This is a genomic window from Pseudonocardia nantongensis, from assembly GCF_046546495.1.
Taxonomy (GTDB): domain Bacteria; phylum Actinomycetota; class Actinomycetes; order Mycobacteriales; family Pseudonocardiaceae; genus Pseudonocardia; species Pseudonocardia nantongensis.
The window spans coordinates 1-12,666 of sequence record NZ_JBKGXT010000022.1 but is presented as its reverse complement, the minus strand read 5'-3'; the positions used below and the strand labels follow the sequence as shown (position 1 = coordinate 12,666).

At 74.2% G+C, this 12,666-nt stretch carries 6 protein-coding genes and 1 rRNA gene; all 7 read right to left on the bottom strand.

Annotated elements, in window-relative coordinates:
- Positions 1-30: 30 nt before the first annotated feature.
- Complete coding sequence (locus ACLFMI_RS21505; protein ID WP_410949727.1) at positions 31-687, bottom strand: hypothetical protein; 657 nt, start codon at positions 685-687, stop codon at positions 31-33.
- A 48-nt stretch (positions 688-735) separates the two neighbouring features.
- Complete coding sequence (locus ACLFMI_RS21500; protein WP_410949726.1) at positions 736-1,176, bottom strand: acyl-CoA thioesterase; 441 nt, start codon at positions 1,174-1,176, stop codon at positions 736-738.
- 21 nt (positions 1,177-1,197) lie between these two features.
- The gene (locus tag ACLFMI_RS21495) at positions 1,198-6,036 is read right to left on the bottom strand and encodes an NAD-glutamate dehydrogenase (RefSeq protein ID WP_410949725.1); all 4,839 of its coding nucleotides are present in this window, start codon (positions 6,034-6,036) and stop codon (positions 1,198-1,200) included.
- A gap of 121 nt (positions 6,037-6,157) precedes the next feature.
- Positions 6,158-9,973, bottom strand: coding sequence for a hypothetical protein (locus ACLFMI_RS21490; RefSeq protein WP_410949724.1), 3,816 nt, complete (start codon positions 9,971-9,973; stop codon positions 6,158-6,160).
- 92 nt (positions 9,974-10,065) lie between these two features.
- Complete coding sequence (gene ettA / locus ACLFMI_RS21485; RefSeq protein WP_410949723.1) at positions 10,066-11,742, bottom strand: energy-dependent translational throttle protein EttA; 1,677 nt, start codon at positions 11,740-11,742, stop codon at positions 10,066-10,068.
- A 25-nt stretch (positions 11,743-11,767) separates the two neighbouring features.
- Positions 11,768-12,292, bottom strand: a complete 525-nt coding sequence (locus tag ACLFMI_RS21480; RefSeq protein ID WP_410949722.1) for a single-stranded DNA-binding protein — start codon at positions 12,290-12,292, stop codon at positions 11,768-11,770.
- 250 nt (positions 12,293-12,542) lie between these two features.
- Positions 12,543-12,659 (bottom strand): 5S ribosomal RNA (rrf, locus tag ACLFMI_RS21475).
- Positions 12,660-12,666 lie beyond the last annotated feature (7 nt).

Genomic DNA, 12,666 nt, shown 5'->3' with positions numbered 1-12,666 from the left:
CGCGGCTGAACCACCGCCGCGCCCGCACCACTACCCGGTGACCAGCAGCGGCAGCGAGACCACCCGGTGCCGAACCACCGCGCCGTAGCGCGCGTCGATCCGGGTCCACGAACCGGACGCGGACACCCGCACCCGCGGCCCCTGCTCGGCCTCCTCGGTACCACCCGGGCCGGCGCCGAGGAAGCCCATCCCGGACATCGCGAACAGAACCCGCATCGGCACCGTCACCGGCCGCCCCGCGCCGGGCGGGCTCACCGTCAGCACCGTCTGGTCCAGCAGCGACGCCGGCGGGCCCATCGGCCCCGCGTGCTCGCGGGCCAGCGCCAGCCCGCGGTCGGCGAGGCCGTCCAGCTCGGCCGCGGGCACCTCGTCGACGCGTTCCCAGCCACCCTCCGGCGGCAGCTCCTCGACCCACGCCGCGGGCGGGCCCGGGTCGATCGCCTCGGCCCGCTCCACCGCCAGCGCCGTCAGCAACGACGACGCGTGCGCGGTGACCGGTTCGGGCGGGTCCAGCTCGCCGGCGACCGAACGGGTCACCAGCACCTCGAAGGGGGTGCTCGCCCACGCGGTGACCCGGCCGCCGTCCGCGGTGAGTCGGATCGCGGCCGCCTGGTCGAGCCGCACGACGCGGGCGGTGAAGGCGCCCAGGTCGTCGCGGTCGGTCGGGTCGGCCAGCCGCAGTGTCATCGGGCGTACTCCGTCCGCAGTGTCATCAGGCGTCCTCCGTCCGCGCGGTCACGAGACGTCCTCCCGGTGTCGCCCCAGGAAGTCACGCTCGGGGTCGGTGAGGCGCCGCGGCCGCTGCGCCTGCAGGTCGTAGAGCGCCATCCGGGTGGAGGCGGTCACCGCGACCGGGCTGCCCGCACCGGACCCGTCCCGCAGCACGTAGTCCAGCGTGAACGCCGCCGCCCGCAGCTCCCGCACGGTGATCTCCACCCGCAGCGGCTCGGCCCGCCACGGCAGCTGCCTCCGGTAGTCCACGTTCAGCCCCGCGACCAGCAGCCCGGACGCGAACCCGGTCAGCCCCTCCTCGCCGGCCGCGGTGAAGGCCATCGCGACGCGGGCCTCCTCGATCAGCGTGACGACCCGGGCGTGGTTGACGTGCCGGTAGGCGTCCTGGTCGGTCCAGCGGAGCGGGACCGCGACCACGAACGGCGCAGCGACGGAGGTGGACATGGCACAGAGTGTCCCGGACGGCTACCGGGCCAGGCCACGCAGCTGGCGAGAGATCACCGACAGCGTGGCGAGATCCAGCGAGGCCGAGGCCCCGATCTCCTCCAGCGCGGTGCGCGCCCGGGACAGCTTCGAGGCGTTCGCCTGCTCCCAGGCCGCGATCGCCTCGCTGAACCCGGTGCCGGGCGGGGTCTCGCGCAGCGCGTCCAGGGTGATCGAGCGCAGCGAGCCGTACAGGTCGTCGCGCAGGGCGAGTCGGGCCAGCGCGTGCCAGCGGTCACCGCGGTCCAGGCGACTCACGGCGGTCAGCGCCTGGTCGACGCCGAGATGCTCGGACAGCGCGTAGTACAGCCGGGCCACCTCCGCGGCCGGGCGCGGCTCCTTCTCCCGGTCGGACAGCTCGACGAGCTCGACGACGTCGAGCAGGCCGTAGGCGTAGAGCGACAGCGCCGCAGGCTCCACCATCTCCTCCGGCACCCCGGAGTCGCGTAGCTCGGCCGCCCGGGCCCGTACCGCGGCCCGCTCACGGCCCTGCAGCAGCTCCGGCAGCTCGGCCCGCAGCTCGGCGATCGGGCCGGCGAACCGGCTGATCTCGGCGCCGACGGCGAGCGGTTGCGGCCGGTTGGTGAGGAACCAGCGCGACACCCGGTCCAGCAGCCGGCGCGACTCCAGCACCGTCGCGTCAGCGACCGCGACCGGCACCTGCGCGGTGCGCACCGCGGCCCACAGCCGGGGGAGCTCGAACACCCGGGTGGTGACGGCGTAGGCGCGGGCGATCTCGTCCGGCCCGGCGGCGAGCTCCTCGCCCAACCGGAACGTGTAGCTGAGCCCTGCGCCGTCGACCATCTCGTTGACCAGCAGGGTGCCGGTGATCTCCCGGCGCAGCGGGTGGTTCCGGACGGCGTGGTCGAACCGCTCCTGCAGCGGCTGCGGGAAGTACTCCGGCAGCCGCCCGCCGAACGCCGGCCGGTCCGGCAGGTCGGAGGCCAGCAGCCGGTCGGTGAGGTCGAGCTTGGTGTGCGCGAGCAGCGTCGCCAGCTCCGGGCTGCTCAGGCCCTGCCCGGCGGCGGCCAGCGCGTCGAACCCGGCCGCGTCCGGGAGCACCTCCAGCTCCCGGTCCAGCCCGGTGCGCTCGACCAGGTCGGCGACCATCCGGCCGTGCACCCCGACCATGGCCGGGGCGTGCGCGCGGGCGACACCGAGCACGGCGTTCTGCGCGACGTTGTCGGCGAGCACCAGCTCGCCGACCTCGTCGGTCATCGAGGCCAGCAGCTCGTTGCGGCCCGGCGTGTCGAGAGTGCCGTCCGCCACCAGGCGGTCCAGCAGGATCTTGATGTTGACCTCGTGGTCGGAACAGTCCACACCGGCCGAGTTGTCGATCGCGTCGGTGTTGATCCGGCCGCCGCGCTGGGCGAACTCGATCCGGCCGCGCTGGGTGAGGCCGAGGTTGCCGCCCTCCCCGACGACGCGCACCCGCAGGTCGCGGCCATCCACCCGGATGTTGTCGTTGGCCTTGTCGCCGACCTCGGGGTGCGTCTCGTCGGAGGCCTTGACGTAGGTGCCGATCCCGCCGTTCCACAGCAGGTCGGTCGGGGCGAGCAGGATCGCGTGGATCAGCTCCGGGGGCGACATCCGGGTCACCTCGTCGCCCAGCCCGAGCGCGGTCCGCATCTCCGGCCCGACCGGTACCGACTTCGCGGTCCGCGCCCACACCCCGCCACCCGCGCTGATCAGCGAGGTGTCGTAGTCCTCCCAGGTCGAGCGGGGCAGCTCGAACAGCCGGCGCCGCTCGGCGTAGGAGACGGCGGCATCCGGGGTGGGGTCGACGAACACGTGCCGGTGGTCGAACGCGGCGACCAGCCGGATGTGCTCCGAGAGCAGCATCCCGTTGCCGAACACGTCCCCGGACATGTCCCCGACGCCGACGACGGTGAACTCGTCGGCCTGGGTGTCCAGGTCGCGCTCGCGGAAGTGGCGCTTCACCGACTCCCAGGCGCCGCGGGCGGTGATGCCCATCGCCTTGTGGTCGTAGCCGACCGAGCCGCCGGAGGCGAACGCGTCGCCGAGCCAGAAGCCGTACTCGGCGGAGACCGAGTTGGCCAGGTCGGAGAACGTCGCGGTGCCCTTGTCCGCGGCCACCACCAGGTAGGAGTCGTCGCCGTCGTGCCGGACGACGCCCGGTGGTGGGATCGTCTCGGTGCCGCCGTCGGGCCGGGTGAGCAGGTTGTCGGTGACGTCGAGCAGCCCGGAGATGAAGGTGCGGTAGCAGTCACGCACGTGCTCGGGCCCAGGGGCGGGCCGGCGCACGACGAACCCGCCCTTCGCCCCGACCGGCACGATCACCGCGTTCTTCACCGCCTGCGCCTTGACCAGGCCGAGGACCTCGGTGCGGTAGTCCTGCTGGCGGTCGGAGAAGCGCAGCCCACCCCGGGCGACCGGGCCGAACCGCAGGTGCACGCCCTCGATCTGCGGCGCGTACACGAAGATCTCGAACCGGGGCCGGGGCAGCGGCATGTCGGGCACCGCGGCCGGATCCAGCTTGAACGAGAAGAACGCCCGTCCCCGGAACCAGTTGGTGCGCAGCGTCGCCTCGGTCGCGGCGAGCAGCCCGCGCAGGATCCGGTCCGCGTCCAGGCCGCTGACCTCGTCGATCAGCGTGGTGACGGCGTCGAGCGCGCGCTCGTGGGCCGCCTCGCGGTCGGGCAGGTCCGGGTCGAAGCGGGCCCGGAAGAGCGTCACCAGCGCCTGCGCGACCTGAGGGTGGGCGACCAGCACGTTCGCCGTGTACTGCAGCGTGAACAGCCCGCCGAGCTGGCGGGCGTAGCGGCTGTAGGCCCGCAGCACCGCGGCCTCGCGCCAGTGCAGCCCGGCGCGCAGCACCAGCGCCGAGAACCGGTCGGACTCGGCGTCGCCCCGCCAGGCCGCGGCGAACGCCTCCTCGAACCTGGTGCCCGCATCGGACACGGTGACGGTCGGGACGGCGGGGGCACCGGCCGGCTGCGGGGGACGCAGCCCGAAGTCGTAGAGCCAGCAGCGCCGGCCGTCCGGGCGGACGAACTCGAAGGGCCGCTCGTCGACGACCTCCACGTCGAGCTGCTGCAGCAGCGGTAGCACGTCGGTCAGCGTGACGGGGGCGTCGCCGACGTAGAGCGCGAACCGGACCTCGTCGTCGACACTCTTGTAGAGCCGCAGGTCGAACGCGTCCCGGCCGTCCGGCTCCAGCGCCATCAGGCGGCGGAGATCCTCCACGGCGCGGGCCGGTTCGACGCCGGCCTTGTAGGACTCGGGGACGCCGGCGAGCATCGGCCGGGCGGTGGGCCCGGCGTCGCCCAGGGCGGCGATCAGGCGGTCGTCCCAGCTGCGGGTGGTCTCGGTGACCTCGTCCTGCAGGGCGGCGACGTCGTAGTCGGCGGTGCCACCGGCAGGGTCGATGGTGACGAGCAGGTGCAGCATCGCCAGCGGCGCGTCGCCGACCTGCGCGGTGTAGCTGACCTCGGTGCCACCGAGCCGCTCGCGCAGCAGGTCGGTGACGGCCAGCCGGGTGCCGGTGGTGTAGCGGTCGCGCGGCAGGTAGACCAGGCAGGACAGGAACCGGCGGTACGGGTCGGGGTGCACGAACAGCCGCACCGCGCGGCGCTCGCTCGCCGCGAGCACGCCGACACCGGTGTCGTGCAGCCGCCGGGTGGAGGAGGCGAACAGCTCGCCGCGGGGCAGCACCGAGAACACCTCGAGCATCTGCTGGCCCGAGTAGGAGTCGGCGGGGAACCCGGCGCGGCGGATCGCGCTCCGGATCCGGTGGGCGACGACCGGGATGTCCAGCACGCTCTCGTGCCGGGCCGGGACGGTGAGCATGCCGAGGAACCGGTGCTCACCGGTGACGCTGCCGTCGGCGTCGCGGGTGCGGATGCCGACGTAGTAGGGGTGCACCGCCCGCAGCACCCGGGTGGGCTCGCTGGCCCGGGTGATCAGCAGGATCCCGGTGTCGGCCGCGGGGTCCGGGGTGTTCTCGTCGTCCCGGTCCGCGGCGGTCGGGGCGGCGGTGCCGCCGGTCGCGGCGGACTCGGGCAGGAAGACGTTCGCGCCGGCGTCGTCGGGTCGCAGCACGCCGAGCCCGGTGTCGGTGTCGGGTCGCAACCGGCCCTCGCGCCGGGAGTAGTGCCGGTAGCCGACGAACGTGAAGTGGTCGTCGACGAGCCAGCGCAGCAGGTCGGCGACCTCGCCCGGGTGCGCACCGTTGGTGGCCGCCGCGGTCTGCCCGGTCTGGGCGGCGGCGAGATCGTCGGCGAGTGCCCGGGCCCGCGTCGTCATCGCCGCGGTGTCGTCGACGACCTGGCGGACGTCGGACAGGGTGCGCTCGAGTTCGGCGTGCAGCGCGGCCGGGTCGACGTCGGCGTTCGGGACGAGGTCCAGGTGCATCCAGGACTCGGCGCGCCCCTCACCCGGCTCGGCCGGGTCGGCGTCGTGGTCGACGCCGGCCAGCGTGCCCCCGTCGCGGTGCACGACCAGGATCGGGTGGATCACCCGGCGGACGATGCCGCCGAGCTGGCCGATCCCAGCGAGTACCGACTCGACCAGGTACGGCATGTCGTCGGTGACGACCTCGACGGCGGTCGCGCCGGACGGACCCTCGACGACGTCGACCACCGCACGCCCGGGTTCGCGGTGGGCGGCCAGCGCCAAGTGGGAGTCGACCACCGTCGCCGGGCCGGGGAGCTCCGCCCCGGTCCCGCTCTCCGGTTCCACCGTGTGTCGCGTGTAGCGGCGGACCAGATCCGCCGCGGCTCCGCTACCGGGGCGCGGCTCGCCGCCGCCCGCCCGTACGCCCGTTTCGTTGCCCGTCGTACCTGGCACCCGGCTGCTCACAATCCACTCCGGCCCACCCACATTGGCTGACGGGCGCCACCCTAGCCCCGGGCGCCGGCCCGCCGGGCGACCGGCGGAGCGGCCGCCACGGCGCCCGGAGGCCGGTTCTCGACGGTGGGCGTCAGATCTCCCGGTACGCCGCCATCGCCCCGGCGAGCAGGTCGGCCAGCCCCATGTTCTCGGGGATCTCCACCGGGTCGTCGGACGGGGGCGCCGGCGCGGCGGACGGGGCCGGCTCGCGCGCCCCACCCGCCTCCGAGGCGACGCCCGGGCCCGTCAGGTCCGACCGGGCCCCGGCCGGTCCGGGCGCACCCGAGCCTGGCACCTTCGCTCCGACGGCGTCCGATCCGACGGCGTCCGATCCGACGGCGTCCGATCCGACGGCGTCCGATCCGACGGCGTCCGATCCGACGGTGTCCGATCCGACGGTGTCCGATCCCGCCTCCGGGCCGACGGTGTCCACGCCCGCCGGGGACGTCCCCGAGCGCTCGTCCTCGGACACCACAGCGGTCGCCCCGTGCGCGGCCTGCCGGCCACGTCTCCGGGGCACGACGTCGTCGCGCGCGGGCCACGCGGGCGTCGCGTGGCGGCCAGGAGCGGAGGTGCCGAGCGGATCCGACGACGGGACGCCGTCGTGCCGGCCGGCCGTCGGTTCGCCGTGCTGCTCCGTCTCCGGCCCATCGGGCGTGCCCACCGACGGCTCACCGGGCACGTCTCCGCCCAACCCATCGAGCAGGTCTCCGCTCGACCCACCGGGCGCGCCGGTGACCGGTTCGCCCAGCGGGTCCACTTCCCGCGCACCGTACGAGCCCGTTGCCGGGTCACCAGGCAGCTCCGCTGCCGGTCCGGCGAGCACGTCGGCCGTCGGATCAGCAGGCAGCACCCCGGCCGCTCCGGCAAGCACGTCGGCGGCCGGATCACCGGGCAGAGCCCCGGCCGGTCCACCGAGCACGTCGCCTGCCGGGTCGTCACCGGGCCGGTCCGGCAACGGGTCGTACAGCGGATCCGGTGCCGGAGCGCCGAGCCACGGAATGTCGGTGGCCGCACCGTTCCGCACGATGCCACCGTCGCGCTCCGCGCCGTGCCGCGAGCGGCGCCGGCCGGCCGGGGAGGCCGGACCGAGGGGCACCGCGCCCTCGGGCATTCCGCGCCGTCCGGGACCGGATCCGGCGGCGGCCCACCTGTCCGGTGTCGCACCGGCCGGCTCGTCGCCGCCGTGGACGCCGGTGGCCTCGAGGGCCGAACGCGCGCCATCCGCGCGTCGCCGCCCGCCCGAACCGGGCCGGACCGTCACCCCGGACGCGGCCAGGGAGGATCCGGCGCGCTCCGAAGCGGCACGACGCCCGGACGGCGCGACCCCGTTCGGCATGCTCGACCCGGCCACGGTCGCGACGTCTCCGGACCACCCGGCCCCGGACGACCCGTCCGCGGAGGGCGGTTCCCCGGGCCGGGTCTCCGGGTCCGGCGTACCCAGCTCGAGCGCGTCCGCGGACCGGGCCTCCGGGCCGGGCGTGCCCAGCTCGAGCGCACCGGCCATCGCCGGCCCCGCCGGCCGGGTCTCGGACGCCGTGTCCCACCGCGCGCCGCCCGCTGCCGCCCCGGGAGCCGGCGCTGCCTGCCCGTTCGACCCGGTCGCGGCGGCCGTCGCCTCCGCGGCACCCACGTCCGCAGCCGGGTCGACAGCCGCAGCGGGATCGACGGGCGCAGCAGGCTCCGTCGGCCCGGTCAGCGGCCGGACGACCTCGTCGCCTTCTGGCCCGTCCGGACCGGCTACCCGCAATCGCAACCCGGCGTCGTCCGGGAGCCCTCCGCGGTGCACCCGGCCGGAGAGGTGCGTCGCGAGCGAACGGGCCCAGAGCAGGGCGGTGACCCGGTCGGCGTCGGGGAGCACGATCCGGACGCCGTCGCCCACGACGTCGGCGTGCCCCGACGGCGGCACCAGCCGGCACGCCCGGACGGCGAGCTCGTCCAGCACCGCCGCGGCGGTGGCCGGCCCGCTCACCCGCTGCGCGGTGTCGACGAGGTCGACCAGGATCGTCCGGTCCGGTGTTGCGGCGACCGGCCGCGCCGGAACCGGCTCCTCCGGAGGCGTGCCGTCCCGCTGATCGTCCGGCCGGTCCAGAACCGCCGACGTACGCGCAACCGTCCCGGAGGCCTGCGCGGGCCCCGGCACCGTCGGCAGCAGCACGCGCGTGCCGCGCTCGACGCCACGGAGCTCGGCGACGAGCGCGTCGCCCAGCGGTGCGCCACTGTCCGGCACGTCGCCGCCGGTCAGCGCGCCGGGCCCGTACCAGGTCCGTTCCGCCCACTCCAGCAGATGTTGACCGGCACCACCGACCGGCTCACCGGATGCCGAACGCAACAACCTGGATCCACGGGGGCGCACGGCGAACTCGCCGTCCGGATCGACGAGCGTCCCCAGCCCCAGCGGGTCGGCCGGATCGATCGACATCGGGCCTGCCGGGCTCGACACCTCCGGTTCCCCTCCGCCGGGGATCTCGGGGCCGTTGCCGTCCCCCGCCGACCGCTCCGGGCCGTCGCCGTCGGGCGTTTCGGCGGACCAGGAGCTGTCGGCGCGGTGCCCGTTGCGGCGGACCGGCCCGGCGGACGACGAACCCGGTTTCCGCAGCGTGTACACCGGGATGCCGGTGTCCGCCGGGGCCCCGGCCGGGCCGCGCAACGCGGCGCCGTCCCCTCCGCCTTCGGGATCCACCACGGCATCGCGCGCCGGACCGGCCTCGCGCGCCAGGTCGGCATCGAGCGCCGGGGCGGTGCGACCCGTCGGTCGGGCTCGGCGCCCCCGGTCGAGCTCGGTACGAGCATCGTCCTGCCGCGATCGGCCGGCGTCCGCCCGCTCGATACCGAGCGGGAGTGCGGTCAGCGCTGCACGGAACCGGTCGCTGCGGTCCCGGTCCGTCCGGTCGGCCTCGACCGACGCACGCATCGCCTCGAGCGCCTCCTGGTACTGCCCGGCACTCTCGTGCAGCTCGGACCGGGCGATCCGGCAGGAGGCGACCAATGCGGGGACGCCGGCTTCCTCGGCCCCGGCCGCTGCGGCCTCCAGGGCACGGGCCGCATGGTCGACGGGCCCGGCGCCGGCCCGGGCGAGAGCCAGCCGCAGCAGCACTCCCTGCCGTCCGGTGTCGGCGGCGTCGCGGTGGGCGGCCGCGGCACGCACAACCTCGCCCGGGACGGGCCCGGCGTCGAGCAATGCCGTGATCCACTGGCTGAGCAGTGCCGACGCCAGGTGTGGCGAGAGCGGGCGGTCGTCAGGCCGGTCCGGCGTCCACCCCAACCGCTGCAACCCGCGCAGGGCGCAGCCGACGGCGGCGTCCTGGTCGCGGCCGGCCCGGTGCACCGAGCCGCAGACCAGGTCCGCGAACGCGGCAGCCGCACCGCCGAGTTCGTCGCCGCACCGTTCGACCTCGGTCCGCAGCTCTTCCAGCCGGGTCCCCGGTGACTCGACGAGCGCGCAGCGCACCTCGACGGCGAGGCGGTCCAGCCGCAGGGAGCGGTCGTGCTCACCGGGACCGGTGTCCGGGAGTCCGGCGGCGAGAGCCCGCGCAGCCGCGAGCTCCCCGTCGGCCCGGGCCACGACCGCCAGCCCGAGCCGGAGCCGGGCCGCCTCCGGCCGATCGAGCGCGTCCGCACCCATGCACCGGGCGGGGACCGCGATCACGTCGGACGTCCCGGAGCCTGTCAGCGCCTCGAGGACGGCGGTCGCGGCCGGACGGGCGTCACCGCCCGCGGCGTGGCCGTCGAGCAGCCACCCGGCGGCCTGCAGCCAGCGGTGATCGTCACCGTCTGCGACAGCTCGGCTGCAGACGTGCCCGGCCAGCTCCGCGGTCAGCAGCGGCTGCTGCCAGCGCAGGGCCGCCGCCGTCCGCAGCTCGGCCGTCGCCGCATCTCCGACACGATGACCCAGGTCGGACGTCACATCGCCTCCCGTGGCACCACCGGCCGGGACTCGCCTCAGCCGCGCCGTAGTGTCCGGACCGCACGGTTCGGCGCGGTCCGGACGAGTGGTGATCAGTCGCGGGTGAGCTTACGATGCGTGACCCGGTGGGGTCGCGCGGCCTCGGCCCCGAGCCGCTCCACCTTGTTCTTCTCGTACGCCTCGAAGTTGCCCTCGAACCAGTACCACGCGGCCGGGTTCGCGTCGGTGCCCTCCCAGGCGAGGATGTGTGTGCAGACCCGGTCCAGGAACCACCGGTCGTGGGAGATGACCACGGCGCAGCCCGGGAACTGTTCGAGCGCGTTCTCCAGCGACCCGAGGGTCTCGACGTCCAGGTCGTTCGTCGGCTCGTCGAGCAGGATCAGGTTGCCACCCTGCTTGAGCGTCAGCGCCAGGTTCAGCCGGTTGCGTTCGCCACCGGACAGGACGCCGGCCGGCTTCTGCTGGTCCGGTCCCTTGAAACCGAACGCCGCGACGTAGGCACGGGACGGCATCTCGACGTTCCCGACCTGGATGAAGTCCAGCCCGTCGGAGACCACCTCGAAGACGGTCTTCTTCGGGTCGATCCCGCCCCGGTTCTGGTCGACGTACGACAGCTTGACGGTATCCCCGACCTTGACCTCGCCGGAGTCCGGTTCCTCCAGCCCGACGATCGTCTTGAACAGGGTGGTCTTGCCGACCCCGTTCGGGCCGATCACGCCGACGATGCCGTTCCGCGGCAGCGTGAAGGACAGGTCCTTGATCAGCTGCCGGCCGTCGAACCCCTTGTCCAGGTTCGAGACCTCGACGACCTTGTTACCCAGCCGCGGCCCCGGCGGGATCTGGATCTCCTCGAAGTCCAGCTTGCGGTGCCGGTCGGCTTCGGCCGCCATCTCGTCGTACCGGTCCAGCCGGGAGCGGCTCTTGGCCTGGCGGGCCTTCGGGTTGGAGCGGACCCAGGCCAGCTCCTCCTTCAGGCGCTTCTGCAGCTTCGCGTCCTTCTTGCCCTGGACGGCGAGCCGCTCCGCCTTCTTCTCCAGGTAGGTGGAGTAGTTGCCCTCGTAGGGGAAGGTGCGGCCGCGGTCGAGCTCGAGGATCCAGCCCGCGACGTTGTCCAGGAAGTACCGGTCGTGCGTGACCGCCAGGACCGCACCGGGGTAGTTCGCGAGGAACTGCTCGAGCCACAGCACGCTCTCCGCGTCCAGGTGGTTCGTGGGCTCGTCGAGCAGCAGCAGGTCCGGGCTCGAGAGGAGCAGCTTGCACAGGGCGACCCGGCGGCGCTCACCACCGGAGAGGTGCCCGACCTCCGCGTCGCCCGGGGGGCACCGCAGGGCGTCCATCGCCTGCTCCAGCTGGGAGTCGATCTCCCAGGCGTCGGCGTGGTCGAGCTCCTCCTGGAGCTTGCCCATCTCCTCCATCAGCTCGTCGGTGTAGTTCGTCGCCATCTCTTCGGCGATCGCGTTGTACCGGTCGAGCTTGACCTTGACCTCGCCCAGCCCCTCCTCGACGTTGCCGAGAACGGTCTTCTCCTCGTTGAGGGGCGGCTCCTGCTGGAGAATGCCGACGCTCGCACCCGGCTTGAGCATCGCGTCGCCGTTGTTCGCATTCTCCAGCCCGGCCATGATCTTGAGGACGGTCGACTTCCCGGCACCGTTCGGGCCGACGACGCCGATCTTCGCCCCCGGCAGGAAGCTGATCGACGCGTTCTCCAGGATGACCTTGTCGCCATGCGCCTTGCGCACGTTCCGCATCGTGTAAATCAGGTCCGCCACGAACCCAATGGTAGTTGCGTCGCTCTCAGCCCTCGGAGGCCGGTACGGTGGCCATCGGGACCCGCGTCTCATCCGGGGTCTCGTCCGGGTCGTACGGCGGGTGCTCCTCGACGACCGGCTCCGGCGCGCCCGGCGCCCAACCCGCCCCGTCCCCGGCGACCGCGGTGCCCTGCATCCGGCCCAGCACCGCATCCTGCCGGACGACACGCGCCGGCGCTCGGGCCAGGTCGACGGCCACGCTGACCGGGTCGATCTTCAGCGTGCGTCGCGGCTGACCGTCCGAGCCGACCCAGTCGTCCTGGAAGGTCTCGCCGGTGACCACCACGCGATCGCCCTTGCGCAGGCTCGCGGCGACGTGGATTCCCAGCAGCCGCCAGCAGGTCACGGTCCAGAACGTCGTCCGGACGTCCCGCCACTCTCCGGTGCCGGTGTCCCGGCGCCGCTTGTTCTCGGCGATGGTGATCTCTGCCAGGGTGGTTCCGTCCGGTAGCAGCCGGACATCCGGGTCGCGGGTCAGATTGCCGACGACGATGGTCTGGTTGTTCGGCACGGGGTCCTCCTCGGGAAGCCGGTTCGCTGTCCCGTCGAGCATCCCGCCTGCCGGTGCCGGCGCCGCGCCGTTCCTGCCGGCTGTGGATCGTTCGGCCGGCTGGGGACGGACCACGCGCTGAGCCGGGCCACACCGCTCCGTCGTCCGTGGCGTCTGCTACGTGGCGCGGACAGATCGCGGTGCGACCAACGGACCCGGACATGCGAAAACGCCCCCCGGACGAATCCGAGGGGCGTCTCCCCAAAAAGAATGTCGGCGGCGACCTACTCTCCCACACCCTGACGAGTGCAGTACCATCGGCGCAGGAAGGCTTAGCTACCGGGTTCGGAATGGGACCGGGCGTTCCCCTACCGCTATGACCACCGACAACACTA

Coding starts and splice junctions, on each gene's coding strand:
- ACLFMI_RS21500 (WP_410949726.1), bottom strand. CDS start 1,176: ATGTCCACCTCCGTCGCTGCGCCGTTCGTGGTCGCGGTCCCGCTCCGC.
- ACLFMI_RS21505 (WP_410949727.1), bottom strand. CDS start 687: ATGACACTGCGGCTGGCCGACCCGACCGACCGCGACGACCTGGGCGCC.